General features: G+C 42.3%; 14 protein-coding genes, 1 other RNA gene and 2 pseudogenes. 2 read left to right on the forward strand and 15 right to left on the reverse strand.

All coding sequences use genetic code 11. The features are described from left to right. From AC058W_RS17095 to tgt, 3 genes are all read right to left on the reverse strand, one after another. Window positions 1–231: isocitrate/isopropylmalate family dehydrogenase (locus tag AC058W_RS17095; protein WP_479390402.1), on the reverse strand; the 231-nt coding region annotated here is incomplete at its 3' end. A gap of 182 nt (window positions 232–413) precedes the next feature. Next, a complete protein-coding gene (yajC, locus tag AC058W_RS17100; RefSeq protein ID WP_117844208.1) occupies window positions 414–713 on the reverse strand; it encodes a preprotein translocase subunit YajC in 300 nt (99 codons plus the stop codon). Window positions 714–962: 249 nt separating this feature from the next. Continuing rightward, window positions 963–2114 carry a tRNA guanosine(34) transglycosylase Tgt gene (gene tgt / locus AC058W_RS17105; RefSeq protein ID WP_117844209.1) on the reverse strand — a complete coding sequence of 384 codons (1152 nt, stop codon included), beginning with the start codon at window positions 2112–2114 and terminating at the stop codon, window positions 963–965. A gap of 296 nt (window positions 2115–2410) precedes the next feature. Between tgt and AC058W_RS17110 the strand changes: the two are divergent. After that, a pseudogene (locus AC058W_RS17110) lies at window positions 2411–6648 on the forward strand (acyl-CoA dehydratase activase-related protein). A 170-nt stretch (window positions 6649–6818) separates the two neighbouring features. On the opposite strand, the gene AC058W_RS17115 reads toward AC058W_RS17110, so the two are convergent. From AC058W_RS17115 to AC058W_RS17140, 6 genes and pseudogenes are all read right to left on the reverse strand, one after another. Beyond that, window positions 6819–8450, reverse strand: coding sequence for a putative polysaccharide biosynthesis protein (locus AC058W_RS17115; RefSeq protein ID WP_294435766.1), 1632 nt, complete (start codon window positions 8448–8450; stop codon window positions 6819–6821). Between the two features lie 47 nt (window positions 8451–8497). Continuing rightward, window positions 8498–9172, reverse strand: a complete 675-nt coding sequence (gene ung / locus AC058W_RS17120) for a uracil-DNA glycosylase (protein WP_117677040.1) — start codon at window positions 9170–9172, stop codon at window positions 8498–8500. 18 nt (window positions 9173–9190) lie between these two features. Next, the gene (hisF, locus tag AC058W_RS17125; RefSeq protein WP_117677039.1) at window positions 9191–9949 is read right to left on the reverse strand and encodes an imidazole glycerol phosphate synthase subunit HisF; all 759 of its coding nucleotides are present in this window, start codon (window positions 9947–9949) and stop codon (window positions 9191–9193) included. Next, window positions 9950–10591: an imidazole glycerol phosphate synthase subunit HisH gene (gene hisH, locus AC058W_RS17130; protein ID WP_117844212.1), complete on the reverse strand. Its 642-nt coding sequence runs from the start codon at window positions 10589–10591 to the stop codon at window positions 9950–9952. Between the two features lie 343 nt (window positions 10592–10934). Continuing rightward, window positions 10935–12475 (reverse strand): annotated as a pseudogene (locus AC058W_RS17135) (sensor histidine kinase). Between the two features lie 122 nt (window positions 12476–12597). Then, window positions 12598–13278 carry a response regulator transcription factor gene (locus AC058W_RS17140; RefSeq protein WP_117677037.1) on the reverse strand — a complete coding sequence of 227 codons (681 nt, stop codon included), beginning with the start codon at window positions 13276–13278 and terminating at the stop codon, window positions 12598–12600. Between the two features lie 344 nt (window positions 13279–13622). Here AC058W_RS17140 and ssrA point away from each other — a divergent pair. Then, window positions 13623–13971, forward strand: a transfer-messenger RNA (tmRNA) gene (ssrA, locus tag AC058W_RS17145). Between the two features lie 34 nt (window positions 13972–14005). Here ssrA and AC058W_RS17150 read toward each other — a convergent pair. The 6 genes from AC058W_RS17150 to AC058W_RS17175 all read right to left on the reverse strand — a co-directional run bounded on the left by AC058W_RS17150 (window position 14006) and on the right by AC058W_RS17175 (window position 18253). Continuing rightward, window positions 14006–14452, reverse strand: coding sequence for an aldo/keto reductase (locus AC058W_RS17150; protein WP_479390403.1), 447 nt, complete (start codon window positions 14450–14452; stop codon window positions 14006–14008). 67 nt (window positions 14453–14519) lie between these two features. Continuing rightward, the gene (locus tag AC058W_RS17155; RefSeq protein WP_479390404.1) at window positions 14520–15014 is read right to left on the reverse strand and encodes an aldo/keto reductase; all 495 of its coding nucleotides are present in this window, start codon (window positions 15012–15014) and stop codon (window positions 14520–14522) included. A gap of 96 nt (window positions 15015–15110) precedes the next feature. Next, the gene (gene efp / locus AC058W_RS17160) at window positions 15111–15668 is read right to left on the reverse strand and encodes an elongation factor P (protein ID WP_008703519.1); all 558 of its coding nucleotides are present in this window, start codon (window positions 15666–15668) and stop codon (window positions 15111–15113) included. Between the two features lie 165 nt (window positions 15669–15833). After that, window positions 15834–16358, reverse strand: coding sequence for a shikimate kinase (locus AC058W_RS17165; protein WP_117677035.1), 525 nt, complete (start codon window positions 16356–16358; stop codon window positions 15834–15836). Then, a complete protein-coding gene (locus AC058W_RS17170; protein ID WP_117677034.1) occupies window positions 16355–16858 on the reverse strand; it encodes a YqeG family HAD IIIA-type phosphatase in 504 nt (167 codons plus the stop codon). The genes AC058W_RS17165 and AC058W_RS17170 overlap by 4 nt, the downstream gene beginning before the upstream one ends. Before the next feature lie 33 nt (window positions 16859–16891). Next, window positions 16892–18253, reverse strand: a complete 1362-nt coding sequence (locus AC058W_RS17175; RefSeq protein WP_117677033.1) for a citrate/2-methylcitrate synthase — start codon at window positions 18251–18253, stop codon at window positions 16892–16894. Window positions 18254–18484: the final 231 nt, after the last annotated feature.

Here is an 18484-nt window from a genome sequence, read left to right on the forward strand (position 1 = left end):
ATCTCCGCCAATAGAGCCCATCAGTACGGCGTCTGATGATTTGGCAGTGGCAATTGCCTCATCAGTAAGGGGTACGCCGTGTACATCGATGGATGCACCGCCTAACAGAACTTCTGAATAGGAAAAGCTGTGTCCATATTTCTCGCATACCTTGTCCAGTACTTTCTTTGCTTCTCTTACGATTTCCGGTCCGATTCCGTCGCCGGGGATCAATGCAATCTTATAATCCATAATAATTTCCTCCAAAAATACTCTAATTGCGTAATTGTTATTATAATAACGCACTTTCCGACAGATTTCAACCTATTAAAGTGAAAAAATATAAAAGTGTTTTTTTCCGGACATTTTATTATAAAAAAAGCAGAACCACAGTCATCACTGACTATAGGTTCTGCTTTTTTATATCTCTTTCATTATTCGGCAGCGCTTCCGGCTTTTTCAACTTCAGCGATTGCCTGTTTTCTCATTGGAATACGGCAGTTTTTGTTATTACCGAATTCTACGATCACATCTTCTTCTGTCATGTCAATGACAACTCCATAAAAGCCGCCGGTAGTAACAATGCTGTCGCCAACCTCCATGTCATTTAACATTGCCTGAAGTCTCTTCTGCTCTTTTTTCTGAGGGCGAAGCATTAAGAAGTACATAATTCCAAACAGTACTACCATCCAGACAATAGCGCCAACCATACCCATTCCGCTTGATGCGTCCATTTTGATTCCTCCTGTAACTTATCCTGTTATTCTGCATATTTGCAGTCCATCACATATTTACAGACCGTCCTGACGGCTGCTCATACTGAAGAGCTGCTTTGCAATCCACTTATAATCTCCGTTACTTTCCGTACGAATCCTTGTATTTCATACAGAACAATCCGGTTAAAGCGTCACTACACATCATACACAAAAAACCGCTTTACTTCAAGAGTTTTTGGCATATTTAATAATTATTTTATATACAGATTATCTTTTCGAGTTTATTTTGCCCTCTTCAAAGCCTTCCAGCCGCATTTTCTTATATTCTGCGAAGTTTCCTGCATCAAGAGCATCTCGGATCTCTTCCATCATATGATTATAGAAATACAGATTGTGAAGTACACAGAGACGCATTCCCAGCATTTCCTTTGCTTTCAACAAATGACGGATATAGGCTCTGCTGTAATGCCGGCATGCAGGGCACTGGCAGCCCTCTTCGATAGGACGTGTGTCCAGTTCATATTTTGCATTGAACAGATTCATCTTTCCATGATTGGTATATACATGTCCATGACGACCGTTACGGCTTGGATATACGCAGTCAAAGAAATCAATTCCACGTTCAACACCTTCCAGAATATTGGCCGGTGTTCCCACGCCCATCAGGTAAGTAGGTTTATTCTGAGGAAGATAAGGGACTACCGCATCCAGGATCCTGTACATCTCTTCATGGGTTTCTCCAACTGCCAGACCACCGACAGCATAGCCATCCAGATCCATTTCAGAGATCGCTTTGGCATGCTCAATACGGATATCTTCATAAACAGCGCCCTGGTTGATTCCAAACAGAAGCTGTTCTTTGTTAATGGTATCCGGCAGACTGTTCAGTCTTGCCATCTCTGCCTTGCAGCGGGCAAGCCATCGTGTGGTTCTGTCTACGGATTTCTGCACATAATCCCTGTCAGCCACACTGCTGGGGCATTCATCAAATGCCATGGCAATAGTGGAGGCAAGATTGGACTGGATCTGCATACTCTCTTCCGGCCCCATAAAGATCTTATGTCCGTCAATATGGGAGTTAAAATAGACTCCCTCTTCTTTGATCTTTCTCAGCTTTGCAAGGGAAAATACCTGGAATCCACCTGAGTCTGTAAGGATTGGTTTGTCCCATACCATAAATTTATGAAGGCCACCTAACTGCTTTACTATTTTATCACCCGGGCGCACATGAAGATGATAAGTATTTGATAATTCTACCTGTGTTCCGATCTGCTGTAAATCCATAGTGGATACAGCGCCTTTAATCGCACCGATCGTTCCCACATTCATAAAAACAGGAGTCTGGATCGTACCATGCACTGTATGAAACTCCGCACGTTTGGCACGCCCCTCTGTTTTCAGAAGTTTATATTCTGCCATTTTTCTTCTCCTCTTGATAAAAATTACTTTTTTTATTATATCTTGAAATAGCTGAATTTTCAACTGCAATTCACTCAAACCTTGGTAAACTTTTATATTGTCTTTTCCAGACCATTAGCGTATAATATTACGGAATATTCCATATCTGGAAACAGGTATTTAATAGGAAAGAACAGGATAGATTTTTACTGTTTACTTCATGTCCGGCAACACGCTTTGCATGATATCAGCATGAACAGTAACAGGAAAATTTCAACTTTGTTTATATACAATACGAGGAGGCTTGAATTTACTTTATGAATTACAAAACACTTGGAATTGACATTGGTTCCACTACTGTAAAGATCGCGATCTTAGATGAGAATGAAAATCTCATTTTCGCGGATTATAAGCGTCATTTTGCGAACATTCAGGAAACCCTTGCAGACCTTCTTCAGGAGGCCTTTGATCAGTATGGTGAGATGACTCTCCATCCTGTGATCACAGGTTCCGGCGGTCTGACCCTTGCCAATCATCTGGGCGTTCCTTTTACCCAGGAGGTTATTGCAGTTTCTACTTCTCTGCAGAAGCTGGCACCAAAGACAGATGTTGCCATTGAGCTTGGCGGCGAGGATGCCAAGATCATTTATTTCGAAAACGGAAATGTAGAACAGCGTATGAACGGTATCTGTGCAGGCGGTACCGGTTCTTTCATCGACCAGATGGCTTCTCTTCTCCAGACAGATGCAACAGGTCTGAATGAATATGCCAAAGATTACAAGGCACTCTACCCGATTGCTGCACGCTGCGGTGTTTTCGCCAAAACTGATATCCAGCCGCTGATCAATGACGGTGCAACCAAACCGGATCTGTCAGCTTCTATTTTCCAGGCAGTTGTAAACCAGACTATTTCCGGTCTTGCCTGTGGAAAACCCATTCGTGGACATGTTGCATTCCTGGGTGGTCCGCTCCACTTCCTGTCCGAACTGAGAGAATCCTTTATCCGTACTTTGAAGCTGGATGAGGAACACACTATCATTCCGGAGAACTCCCATCTTTTTGCAGCCATTGGTTCTGCATTAAATGCAAAAGAAGACAACTCCATTTCCCTGACAGAAATGAAAGACAGACTCCGCAATTCCATTAAGCTGGATTTCGAAGTAGAACGTATGGAACCGCTTTTCACTTCTCAGGAAGAATACGATGCATTTGCAAAACGTCAGAGTTCCTATAAGGTAAAAACAGGAGATCTGGCTACATATAAAGGAAACTGCTATCTGGGTATTGATGCAGGTTCCACCACAACCAAAACTGCGCTGGTAGGCGAAGACGGAACACTTCTCTACTCTTTCTACAGCAGCAACAACGGAAACCCGTTAAAAACTACCATCCGTTCTATTAAAGAGATTTACGAACTGCTTCCCAAAGATGCAAAGATTGCTTATTCCTGCTCTACAGGTTACGGCGAGGCTCTGATCAAGGCTGCCCTGCTCCTGGATGAGGGCGAGGTTGAAACCGTATCTCATTACTATGCAGCTGCTTTCTTTGACCCTGAGGTAGACTGTATCCTGGATATCGGCGGACAGGATATGAAATGTATCAAAATCCGCAATAAGACCGTTGACAGCGTACAGTTGAATGAAGCGTGTTCCTCCGGATGCGGTTCCTTCATTGAAACCTTTGCCAAATCCCTGAATTATACAGTACAGGATTTCGCAAAAGCTGCTGTTTTTGCACAGCATCCTATTGATCTTGGTACCAGATGTACTGTTTTCATGAATTCCAAGGTAAAGCAGGCACAGAAAGAGGGAGCTGAGGTTTCCGATATTTCCGCAGGTCTTGCTTACTCTGTTATCAAAAATGCGCTCTATAAGGTTATCAAAGTTTCTGATGCTTCCGAACTTGGCAGACACATCGTTGTACAGGGTGGTACTTTCTACAATGATGCAGTTCTGAGAAGTTTCGAAAAAATTGCCAACTGCGAGGCCATCCGCCCGGATATCGCCGGAATCATGGGTGCCTTCGGTGCCGCACTGATTGCCCGCGAGCGCCATCAGGAAGGCTCAGAAACTACTATGCTCTCCATTGACAAAATCAATGAGCTGAAATATACAACTTCCATGGCAAACTGCCGCGGATGTACCAATAACTGTCGTCTGACTATCAACAAGTTCTCCGGAGGCCGCCAGTATGTAAGCGGTAACCGCTGTGAACGCGGTATTGGCAAAGAGAAAAACAAAGATCATATTCCGAACCTTTATGAATATAAATATAAACGTATTTTCTCCTACACACCTCTCAGTGCTGACAAGGCAACGCGAGGCAAGGTAGGTATCCCGCGTGTTCTGAATATGTTTGAAAATTATCCTTTCTGGTATACTTTCTTTACAGAACTGAAGTACGAGGTTGTTCTTTCACCTACTTCCACCAGAAAGATTTACGAGCTGGGAATTGAATCCATCCCAAGTGAGTCCGAATGTTACCCGGCTAAACTTGCACATGGTCATGTGACATGGCTGATCCGAAATGGTGTGAAATTTATTTTCTACCCATGTATCCCATATGAACGTAACGAATTTCCGGATGCAGTCAACCATTACAACTGCCCGATTGTTACTTCCTATGCAGAGAATATCAAGAACAATGTAGATGAATTAAATGATCCGTCCATTGATTTCCGCAATCCGTTCCTTGCGTTTACCTCTGAGGAAATCCTGACCAAGCGTCTGATAGAGGAATTCAAGGATATCCCGGTTGAAGAAGTCAAAGCTGCGGCACATAAAGGATGGGAAGAAATGGCTGCTGCCCGCCGCGATGTGCAGAAAAAGGGCGAGGAGACTCTGAAATATCTGGAGGAAACAGGCCGTCACGGTATTGTTCTCGCAGGACGCCGATACCACATTCATCCCGAAATCCATCACGGCATCCCGGATCTGATCAACAGTTATGGAATCGCTGTACTTACTGAGGATTCCATCTCTCATCTGGCACCTATAGAACGTCCGATTCGTGTAAATGACGAGTGGATGTATCATTCCAGACTGTATGCAGCCGCAAACTACATTAAGACTCGTGATGACCTCGACCTGATTCAGCTCAACTCCTTCGGATGTGGTCTGGATGCTGTTACTACTGACGAGGTTTATGAAATTCTCGACGGAAGCGACAAAATCTATACCTGCTTAAAGATTGATGAAGTAAACAACCTCGGTGCAGCAAGGATCCGTATCCGCTCCCTGATACGCTGCGATCCGTGCAAAGAAAGCTCAAGGACAGAAACGTAATATCAAACCGGCTTCTATTGATAAAGTATCCTTCACAAAGGAAATGAGAAAGGATTATACGATTCTCTGTCCGCAGATGTCGCCGTTCCATTTCAGCCTTTTACAGGCAGCTTTCAATTCCTGCGGATATAATCTGGAAGTACTTCCAAACGATAACAAACACGCCGTAGATGTAGGTCTGAAATACGTAAATAATGATGCCTGCTATCCGTCTCTGATCGTGGTTGGCCAAATCATGGATGCATTGCTTTCCGGCAAATATGACCTGAATAAGACAGCCGTTGTCATGTCACAGACAGGCGGTGGATGTCGTGCTTCCAACTACATTGCATTTATCCGCCGCGCGTTAAAGAAAGCCGGTATGGAGCAGATTCCGGTTATTTCCGTCAACTTAAGTGGTCTGGAAAGCAACCCGGGATTCAAACTTACCCTTCCACTGGTGAAAAAAGTTGCGTACGGTGCCGTATTCGGAGATATCCTGATGAAATGCGTATACCGTATGCGTCCTTACGAACTGGAAGAGGGAATCGTAAACAGAAAGCACAAAATCTGGGAACAGCGTGTGATTTCTTTCTTAAGCGGAAGCAGTGTCAGCCACAGCCAGTTTAAGAAAATGTGCCGTGAAATGGTTCATGAATTTGACACAATTCCGATCAGCGATGTGAAGAAGCCTCGTGTCGGCATCGTAGGTGAGATCCTTGTCAAGTTCCTGCCTGCTGCAAATAATCATCTGGCAGAGCTTCTGGAATCTGAAGGTGCTGAGGCAGTTGTACCGGATCTGATCGATTTCATGTGCTACTGTTTCTATAACCAGAACTTCAAGGTAGAAAATCTTGGCTTCAAGAAGTCCAAGGCAACCATGGCAAACTGGGGAATCAAAGCAATCGAATGGGTGAGAAAGCCTGCAAGCGAAGCCCTTGCGCAGAGCCGTCATTTCGCACCGCCTGCTGATATCAGAGATCTGGCAAAAATGGCATCTCCGATCGTTTCCACCGGAAACCAGACAGGTGAAGGATGGTTCCTGACAGGAGAGATGATGGAACTGATCCATGGAGATGTTCCGAATATTGTTTGTATCCAGCCTTTCGGATGTCTGCCGAACCATATTGTGGGTAAGGGTGTTATCAAAGAAATCCGCCGCGAATATCCTACAGCAAACATTGTAGCCATCGACTATGATCCAGGCGCCAGCGAAGTTAACCAGCTCGAACCGAATCAAACTGATGCTCTCCACTGCTCAGAAAAATCTGAAAAAAGCACAGAAGAAATAACCGGCAGATAATAAGGGCTTTTATATTCATTTATTTTCCAGTTGAAATAATATTTCCCTATTTAAATTATATCTGTTAAGCAAATAAAAGAGCTGTATCACACAGATATCTGTTTTATATTCTTGCGTAGAAATGTGACAGTATCTGGAATACAGCTCTTTTACTTTTATTTAATTATTATTCTGCCAGAACGGAAGTTTCTCAGCAACTTTTACAAGATAGCTTCCTCCCGGTATTCTTCTCAATTCTGCCTCTGATGGCTTACTGATGATCAGATAAGCAAGCAGATAAACAACTGCCGCGATTGGAATCGAAACGATCAGGCAGATGAAGTTGGATTTCACAAAAATATTCAATCCATAGCAGATGCATCCTGCAACGATTCCCATTGGAACAGATGCAAGAATCGGATACAGGTAACCCTTTTTCCATGGATTCTTGTACTGCAGATATTTCTTCATTGCCAGATCATTCAGCACGCATACAACGATAGAATAAATCACCATCGCAATCAGCAGTGCATAAACTCCCAGGTTTGTCGTAAACAGCAATACCACTACCACAATGATATCCACAACCAATGCAATTGCAGCTGTGATAACCGGAATCTTCTGCTGTCCGATTGCCTGTAGAACACCATTGGAAATATTTGACATTCCGTTTAGGAGAATGGAAAATGATCCAAGGATGAGCAGATTCGCTGCAAGCCCTGTGGAATTTCCATAAAGCAGGAATACAATTGGCTGTGCAAGTACTGCAAGTCCCATCGCACATGGCGCAGAAACTACCATAGAAAGCTGCACCGTCTGATCGATACATTCTCTGGTTGCCTCAATATCTCCTGTAGCATACAACGCTGATACTTCAGGAATCATAGAAGTCGGCGCTGTACTGGATAAGGTCAGTGGAATATTAATGATCGTCATAAAGTAAGTTGCGTATTCTGCATAGAGAATGCCAATCTGTGTTGCGTCTCCGCCTCTTCTGCCAAGAATATCTGAGAAAAGATATCCATTAATATATGCATTGACATTATATACAAATGCGCTGAGGATGATTGGCGAAACTACCAGTACGATCACGCGGAAAATATCTTTATATGACTCTTCCTGGTGCTTATGATCTCTGTTTACACGATGCATAATCTTTCCACGATTCACGCCGTATACCAGAAGCATAAAAATCAATGCGGTGACCACACCGGCTCCTGTTCCTACTGTAGATCCCGCAGCTCCCCATTTCGCAATGCTGTTCTCTGTTCCATCCGCAAATACGTTGATAAATCCCCAGGCTGCCAGAAGACTAACTGCCGCATTAAATACCTGTTCAATAATCTGAGAAATAGATGTAGGCATCATATTTCTATATGCCTGGAAATATCCCCTGAACACGCCCAGAATTCCGGACAGGAAAATGGTCGGCGCAAGGATCTGCAGCGCAAGAATTGCATCTTTCTGATTGCTTGGAATAATCAATCCTGCCCCGAAGAGACAAAACAGTGCTACTGCACCTCCAACGATCATCGCATAGATCATAGCTCCCTTAAAGAACTTATGCGCATTCCTGTAATCTTTCAGAGCAATGCGCTCGGAAATCAGTTTTGATACTGCCTGCGGAATGCTGAATGACGCGATCATCAGAAGAATCATGTACGCATTCTGCGCAAGACTTGTATATCCCATTCCAAGGCTTCCGATAATGTTGGAAAGCGGACTCTTATACAGCAGCCCGATTACCTTGGAAACCATTGCCGCAATCATCAGAAAGGATGCATTTTTTACTAAATTATTTTTCTGATTCATGTTGTTGCTGTGTGTCTTTCTTCTGGTTCTACACATTACCTCTTTTCTTATATATTTTCTATCTGCCAGTCGATCGGTTCCAGACCGTTGGCAATCAGAAATTCGTTTGTTTTGCTGAAATGCTTACACCCAAAGAATCCTCTGTAAGCAGATAATGGACTTGGATGAGGTGCTTCCAGGATCAGATGTTTCGGATTGTTCAGCATGGATTTCTTCATCTGTGCCGGACGTCCCCATAACAAAAATACGATTGGACGATCCTGTTCATTCAGAACCTGGATCGCGGCATCTGTAAACTGTTCCCAGCCAATTCCTCTGTGTGAGTTAGCCTGATGTGCACGTACTGTCAGAACTGTGTTCAAAAGAAGCACACCCTGCTTCGCCCATTTCTCCAGATTTCCGTTATTCGGAATATAACATCCACAGTCATCATGGAGCTCCTGATAAATATTCACCAGCGACGGAGGTGTCTCTACTCCTCTTTTTACAGAAAAGCATAATCCATGTGCCTGTCCGTCATTATGATACGGATCCTGCCCCAGAATCACTACCTTCACCTCATGAAGAGGCGTAAAGTGAAACGCATTAAACAGTTCGTCTGCCGGTGGAAAAATCTTTCTTGTCTGATATTCAGACATTACCGTTTTATAAAGCTTGGCATAATACGGCTGGTGGAATTCACCTTTCAATGCCTCCAGCCAGTCACCTGTAATAGCTGACATAACTATGATACCTCTTTTCTACTTTCTCACGGAAATTCCTCTGTCTGCCAGGTAATCCTTAACCTGTGAAATCTCCAGTTCTTTATAATGGAACAAAGACGCAGCCAGCGCAGCATCTGCTCCTCCTTCTGTAAGCGCATCATAAAAATGCTCCAATGTACCTGCACCGCCTGATGCGATCACCGGAATGGATACTGCATCTGCGATTGCTCTGGTAAGTTTCAGATCATATCCCGCTTTCGTTCCATCGCAGTCCATGCTGGTAAGAAGAATCTCACCTGCGCCAAGGGCTTCCACTTTCTTCGCCCATTCTACAGCATCGATTCCTGTATCCAGTCTTCCACCATGTTTGTAGATATTCCAGCCGCCATCTTCTCTTCTCTTGGCATCAATGGCAACTACAACACACTGGCTTCCGAATTTATCTGCCGCTTCACTGATAAGCTCCGGTCTGTCGATAGCCGCAGAATTTACAGAAATTTTATCCGCGCCTTCTCTTAACAGCTTCTTGAAATCATCTACTGTACGAATTCCGCCGCCTACTGTAAAAGGAATAAATACATTGGCAGCTACACGTCTTACCATATCTACGACGGTGTCTCTCTGTTCGCAGGATGCTGTAATATCCAGAAATACCAGTTCATCTGCTCCCGCCGCATCATAAGCCTTCGCAATCTCCACCGGATCACCGGCATCACGAAGCTGAACAAAATTAACGCCCTTTACCACACGTCCATTATTTACATCCAGGCAGGGAATAATTCTCTTTGTAAACATTTATCTTCCCTCCTTTTCGTCAGTTTCTGTTGTTTTTCCGATAGCAGCAAAATTCTTAAGTATTTTCAGTCCCCATTTGCTGCTCTTTTCCGGATGAAACTGACACGCAAATACATTGTCTTTCTCTACAGATGCATGAATGCAGGTGCTATATTCTGTCGTTGCTTTTATGATTTCAGGATCCTCTGCCTGCAAATAATAGGAATGAACAAAATATACATAGGTCTGTTCCGGAATTCCTTCAAACAATCTGCCATTATTCTGAAGATGCAGAGAGTTCCAGCCCATATGCGGAATCTTAAGTCCTGCTGCCGGTGGAATCTTAACGATTTTACCTTTCAGGATTCCAAGTCCCTCTACACCAGGGGTTTCTTCACTGCTTTCAAAAAGGAGCTGAAGTCCAAGGCAGATTCCAAGAAATGGTATCTTTTTCTCTACAATCTCATGAATCACCGGTACAAGTCCATATGTATGGAGATTCTCCATAGCCTGCCCAAAACTTCCCACTCCCGGCAGAATCACTTTATCTGCACTTAATAAAGTCTGCGGATCACGGGTTACAATTGTTTCTTCTCCAAGATAATGAAGTGCTTTTTCCACGCTTTTGATATTTCCGGCGTCGTAATCGATTATCGCTATCATGTTGTCCTCCTATATCATTATCTTTTTCCTCATTATATAGTAATCCAAGTATACCTCAGAGTACCTGTCAAACTGAATCAACTGTCTGTTTTACCTTTGATTCAGATCCGGCGGATAAGAATATCCGCCCGCTATATTTGCATAGCTACAATACAGTATAACCCAAAAACAGACAGTTGCAAAGTATAATTTCTTTGCAACTGTCTGTTTTTGTTTCTTTATTTTCTTTTATTTCAGTCATCTGCTACTATTCATTAGTTATCGGCATTGTCGCATACTTCTGACTGAAAGACAGGTCTTTTACTTTACAGGAAAGATCATCTGACAATGTTCTCTTAATTTCTTACTGTCTGCAATCCAGCGTAAACCAGAACTCAACACCGTTATCATAGTTACATACGCCATACTTCTGGTTCATGCCCTCAACGGATCGCCTCAACAATCGAAAGTCCAATGCCGCTTCCGCCATACTCTCTTGTACGTGCTTTATCTACTTTATAGAATTTCTTCCGAGAGATTTGGAATATCCTCTTCCGGAATCGGAGTTCCTGTGTTAAATACCGTCACTTTTACGCAGTCACCCTCATGGAGTACTTTGATTTCCACCTTACGTTCTCCATCCAGATGATTTAACGCATTGCTTGTATAATTTGTTACAACTTCTTCCGTTTTAAATTCATCTGCCCAGACGTATACGGGCTCTGTCTCTTCAAAAATCACTGTTGCCTCTTTTTGCTCAATCACAATGTGCATAGAGCCGATCACTCCTTTTATCAGAGATACAATATCGAAGCGCTCCATCACCGGAGCATGTTTACCGGATTCCAGCTGATTTAAGGTCAACAGATTCTTTACCAGTTTATTCATTTTGGATGCTTCATCCATGATAACTTCACAGTAAAACTCTCTGCTCTCTGGATCATCGGAAATATTTTCATTCAGACCTTCTGCGTAGCCTTGAATCAACGCGATCGGAGTTTTCAGCTCGTGTGATACGTTATCCAGAAATTCTTTACGCATTTCATCAATCTTGATCTTATCTTCAATATCCTTCTGCAATTTGTTATTTGCCGATTTCAGTTCAGAAATCGTACTTTCCAGTTTTCTGGACATCTTGTTGAAATTATCACCAAGTACATCAATCTCATTTCCCGCCCAACTCTGATATCTTGCCTCAAAATCAAGATCCGACATCTTTTCTGATAACTTTGTCAGTTCACTGATTGGTCGGGTAATACGACTTGTTACTACCAGAATGATCAATCCGCTGATCACAACTATGATCGCTCCTACAACAAAATAAAAACTATTAGAAATAGCAGCGCTTTCTTTTATACTTTCCAGTGGAGAACGGATCAGAAAATAATAGCCATTATCAAACTGCCCCCAACATTCTACATATTCCATACCTGCAAATCGGTCATGTACCTGCCACATAGTACAGGTATCTGTCTGTTTGAGAATACGGCTGCGCTCCATATCCTTATCAAGATCATTCACATATCCGAATAATTTACTTCGGAGCATCTTGGCCATATTATTCTCGCCCCAGTAATAATATCCACTGTTCTCCTCATTTACAATGATCCACGTAAGGTTATTTCTGGAACTGTTCCATTCAATCTCATCCGGAATCTCAGCTTTTGCTTCTTTTGTGTCTTCTCCCGAATCTGTGTCATATTCTAGTATATCATCCAGATTCATCTGGGATAAAAGTACTTTTGCTTCTTCTAGTGCTTCCACTTTCTTGGACACGTAATACTTTTCAAGAAACAGACCGTTAATCAGAGTAATGCCGAAAATAGATAATAACAGCAATCCTATAAACAACACTGAAATCTGATGCTTCAGAGAATGAAATTTTTTAGCTTTGACTCGTTTCATACGTTTCTTATTTTTTTGTGATTTTTCAGCAGGCGCTGACTCATTCTTTAATTTCTTTTGAATTTCTTTTTCATCAGTTTTTTCACCTGGAAGCCCTTTCTCACCTGTATTCTCATTTACTGTCATTCGTCTACCTCAAACTTATAACCCATGCCCCATACAGTTTTGATATATTCACCTTTGTCACCCATTTTGCTTCTGAGTTTCTTGACATGGGTATCAATGGTACGGGCATCTCCGAAGTAGTCGTAATTCCATACAGAATTAAGAATCTTCTCTCTGGAAAGAGCTATTCCCTCGTTCTCCAGGAAATAAGTCAGAAGTTCAAATTCCTTGAAGCTTAATTCCATCGGATTGCCATCTACGGTAGCCAGATGTGCGGCTTTGTCTATCACGATACCACCTGCCGAAAGCACATCTTCCGGATTACTCTGACCGGTACGTCGGAGAATTGCTTCTACTCTCGCCACAAGAATCTTCGGGCTGAATGGCTTGGAAATATATTCATCTACTCCCAGATCAAATCCGAGTAGTTCGTCTCTCTCATCGCTTCTCGCTGTCAGCATAATGATCGGCACCTTTGAATTTTTACGGATTTCACGGCAGACTTCCCATCCGTCCATCTTCGGCATCATGACATCAAGAATGATCAGCGCGATATCCTTTTCTTCATAAAAGATATCCATAGCCTCCTCACCGTTACCTGCTTCAAGCACCTGAAAATTCTTCTTTGTCAGGAAGTCCTTTACCAGTTTTCTCATACGACTTTCATCATCTACCACCAGGATTTTCAATGCATCCATCTTTATCTCCTCCGTTTTCTTTTTTATCTTTCAAAGCAGCTCGTATCCTACCCTGCTGCTTCTTCTTTCATCAGCTAAATCATTGTTCATTTTATATGAAATTGAAATATGAACAATCATCTGTAATTTTCTATAACGGTACTATAGCAAAGATTTATGTAGGTTTTGTGAACATACAAAAGAAACAAAAAGAAATTTTAGCAAAAATAGACTTGACAGCGTTTAAATTCTTTCATATAATTAAATTCATCTGGCATATAATATATGCCAACATTAAGAAACACGCTTTCGTCTTACCACCAGTGCAGTTTTATAAAAGGACAGCGTAGCAAGAGTCATATTCAGGGCTTGTACTGGTTTCGACGGGGGCTTTGAAGTTGGGGAAGCCATCCGCAGACTCCTGGACTGCGTACCAACCGGGAACCTAAATATAAACGCAGACGAACAGTACGCGTTAGCAGCCTAATTGCTGCTCGTCAGCCCTGATGCACTCACACTTCAGGAATCTGGCGTCGACTATGTGAGAAACCTTGCCGGGTAAGCTTTGCCCCGGTAGATGTATTATGAAGCTACTAAGGTTGTAAGCCTGTCGGTGGGCGTACATCCGAGGGAATGTTAAAACAGCGACTGTGATGGGAGATGCCTTAATGAATAGGCTTTCGGACGCGGGTTCAATTCCCGCCAGGTCCATAAAAACATCCACAGGGTAATTCCCTGTGGATGTTTTTTATTCACCAAACTGTTGTGCACATTCTTTCAACATTTCGCGAATTGGCAGATGGTACGGACATCTGGTTTCACATTTGCCGCATTCTATACAGGCGGAAGCCTTCACTGCAAGAGAACTGTAACGGTTTCTTGCCCAGTCTCCCAGTCCGTAACGGTTAAGATATCCTGCGAACAGGAACACACCCGAAATATCGATTCCCACACTACATGGAGCACAATAGTTACATCTGCGGCAGAAATTTGTGCCAAGCTGTTCTCTGACTTCTTCAATTTCTTTCAATTCCTTCTCATTTAACGGAGAAGAATCAAGACAGGCTTTGATGTTTTCTTCCATTTCCTTCTCTTCTGCCATTCCAGGAATTACGATTGTGACATTCTTATTGGCACAGATATAGCGAAGTGCCAGTGTTCCATTCTCAATAGCGCCTCCTGCCAGTGGTTTCATATCAATAAATCCGATATTTTTCTCTTTACATTTTGCAATCAGTTCCTCACCCTGACTCTCTACGATATTAATATGGGAACATAATCGTCTCTACCCAGTCCAGTTCCAGCGCACGTGCAAATACTTCTGTTGAATGTGCAGTTAATCCAATATGTCCGATCTTGCCTGCCGCCTTTGCTTCCTGTAATGCCTCAAGAGCACCGCCTGCTGCCAGCACCTGATCCAACTGCTCCATACTTGGATTGTGTACCTGGTACAGATTAATATAATCTGTGCGAAGATTATGAAGACTCTTCTCAATATCTGCCGCCATAGATTCTTTTGTGCGCGCCATAGACTTTGTTGCAAGTACAAATTTATCTCTGATGCCTTCTAACGCATATCCAAGATACTCTTCACTTACTGTATAGCCTCTGGCTGTATCAATATAATTCACACCCTGATCTGCCAGTTTATGTAGCAGACTTTTTGTTCCTTCTGCATCAATTCTCTGAATCGGGATTCCACCAAGCCCCATTCTGGAAACTTTTAATCCTGTTTTTCCAAGTGTTACGTATTCCATCACTTCATTCCTCCTATACAAAAACTGCCACCGGTCTTCACCGATGGCAGTCTGATTACGTTCTTATAACCGCAAATCCTTAATGATAACCTGCAATTATACTCTGGAGAGATATTCTCCTGTTCTTGTATCGATTTTCAGTTTATCGCCCTGGTTAACGAACAGCGGAACCTGAACCTGTGCACCTGTTTCTACAGTAGCCGGTTTCGTAGCGCCCTGTGCTGTATTTCCTGCGAATCCTGGCTCTGTCTCAGTAACTTCAAGTTCTACGAACAGAGGTGGCTCGATAGCAAATACGTTTCCGTTATGGGAACAAATCTTAACCATTTCGTTCTCTTTAACGAATTTAAGAGAATCGCCAACCTGATCCTTTGTAAGACCAACCTGATCATATGTCTCTACGTTCATGAAATAGTACAGATCACCATCATCATACAGATACTGCATATCTACACGCTCGATACGTGCTGCCGGGAATTTCTCTGTAGGACGGAAAGATTTTTCAAGAACTGCTCCTGTGATGATATTTTTGTATTTTGTTCTTACGAAAGCAGCACCCTTTCCTGGTTTTACGTGCTGGAATTCAACAATCTGACATACGTTTCCGTCAATTTCAAGTGTGATACCGTTTTTGAAATCACCTGCTGAAATCATAGTTATATTTCCTCCTTAATAGTACAAGTTCAGCGATGCTGTTTCCCGCCGGTTTTCATTCTGAAATGGCATTTACAGCAACAGCCGGTTCAAAGTGTGTGTCTTTCTCATTCTTCATCTTCGTGACACACTCTTATTTAATTTTATAATATTCCGACGCTTTTTTCAACTATTTTTTACATATGTTTTTAATTTTTCTTCAAGCTGGGCGATCAGATCCTCAAAAGGCTTGTCTCCTGTGACCATCTCAACATCCGCAAACTTCGCATAAACCGGATCTCTTTGTTTCAGAAGTTTCTTGATCTTGTCTTCTTTATCTTCACCTTCGATCAAAGGATTATTGCTGGAATTCTCCAGTCTCTTCTTCAATGTAGCGTAAGATCCTTTCAGATATACCACAGTCCCAAGCTTCTTGATATATTTGGCATTCTGCTCCTGCATCGGCAGTCCGGCTCCCAGTGAAATAACCTTCAGTTCCGGATCATCGATTAAAGCCTTAATTACAGTAGTCTCAAGTGCTCTGTAAAATGGTTCTCCAAATCTTTCAAAAATCTCTTTCATTGTAAGGTTCATCTTTTTACTTACTACGCGGTCAACATCTATAAACGGCAGATTAAAATCCTTTGCCAGACGTTTTCCTACTTTTGTTTTTCCTGAACCCATAAATCCTATGATAACAATATGGTTCATGAATTCCCCTCCTCTTTACGGTAAAAATATAGCACAATTCTTTCAAGGTATCTCTTAAGTACGATCTGAATCTCTTCTTTCGGATTGAGTGGTTTCACCAGAATATTACGGATTCCTGCACGTTTCGCTCCAAATATATCAGTAAACAGCTGGTCTCCCACAAAAATCGTATTACTCCTGTCAGTTCCAAGAAGTTCCATCGCCCTGATATAATTCTTCGTTGAAGGCTTGTGTGCATCTTCTATGAAATATTCTCCTATCGCATCATTAAAAGAGGAAACTCTTTCATACTGATTATTCGACAGGAAACAACACTTAAAGCCAAGTTCCTTCAAATGTGCAAACAATGCGCATGCTCTCTCATCTGCCGGTGCGCCATGGGGTACTAAAGTATTATCTATATCAAATAAAAGCCCCCTGTATCCTTGCGCATACAGATTATCAAAGTCAATCACATAAGTAGAATCCACATATTCATCCGGAAAAAAACATTTAAACATTTGCAGCTATTCCTTTATTTGTATTTTTTACGATCAACGCTCATTAAGTGGAACGTATACCGCCGGTTCCAGAACGTTCTTATATGCAGGACGAATGATCTTGTCAGCATTGATAAGCTCTTCCATTCGGTGAGCACTCCATCCTACGATACGCGCAACTGCAAACATCGGCGTAAACAGCTCAAGCGGAAGATCCAGCATACTGTAGACAAAGCCACTGTAGAAATCCACATTGGCACTTACCCCTTTATAAATACGACGTTCCTCTGCAATTACTTCCGGTGCCAGACGTTCTACCATAGAATACAGACCATAATCCTTCATTCTGTCCTTCTCCCTTGCCAGTGTTTCCACATAAGTTTTAAACACTTCGGCTCGCGGATCAGATACAGAATAGATGGCATGTCCCATACCATAGATCAGTCCTTTCTGATCAAATGCTTCTTTATGAAGAAGTTTTTTTAAGTATGCACGGACTTCGTCTTCATCTTTCCAGTCCTTAACTTCTTTCTTCATATCATTGAACATTTTGACAACTTTAATGTTTGCGCCGCCATGTTTTGGTCCTTTTAAGGATCCAAGTGCTGCCGCAATCGCAGAATAAGTATCGGTTCCTGATGAAGAGACAACATGAGTTGTAAATGTAGAGTTATTACCTCCGCCATGCTCCATATGAAGAATAAGTGCAATATCCAGAATCTTCGCTTCCAGATGTGAGTATTTCTTATCTGGTCTTAACATTCTCAGAATGTTCTCTGCCGTTGAAAGTTCTTTCTTCGGATTATGGATATAAAGGCTCTTTCCCTTTATGTAATGGTTATAGGCCTGATAACCATAGACAGACAGCAGTGGAAATACACTGATAAGATTCAGACATTGTCTGAGTACATTTGGCAATGACGTGTCATCTGGATTTGTATCATAAGAATATAATGTGAGCACGCTTCTTGAAAGAGCATTCATAATATCCTTACTTGGTGCTTTCATTACAACATCGCGGACAAAATTTGTCGGGAGTGACCGCTGATCAGCCAGAAGCTCTGTAAAATCAGCAAGCTGCTTCTTGTCAGGAAGCTTCCCAAACAACAACAAATATGTAACTTCTTCAAACCCATATCTGTCGTCTTCAATAAAGCCCTTTGTCAGTTCTTTAATATCGTATCCCCTGTAGGAAAGACTGCCTGCACATGGAACTTCTTTACCATCTACGATCTTTGTAGCTTTGACATTGGAAACCTGTGTCAGCCCCGCAAGAACGCCTTTTCCATTGATGTCACGCAGACCTCTCTTTACATCATATTTTCCATACAGAGAAAGATCCAGACTTGTATGCTCCTTGCAGATATCAGTCAGATTTTCAATTTCAGGTGTTACTTTCATTTTAAATCCCGCCATGTAATTAAATCCCCTTTCTTCACAATTTTGTCGATAATAAATCCCCCTCTTCATCCCTGATCTGTTATGAGATACTGATCGATAATGTTACTTTTCACTGCTAATATCCCGCAAGTTACCGGGTATAACAAGTATAGAATGAATCGTAACCGAAACCTTAAAACGTTACTGTTCACTCCATTCACAGTAACGTAGCCAAAATTCATTCCAGATTGCCTGCGGCAATGGAAT

Source organism: Blautia sp. CGZ-1-C1 (assembly GCF_056504575.1).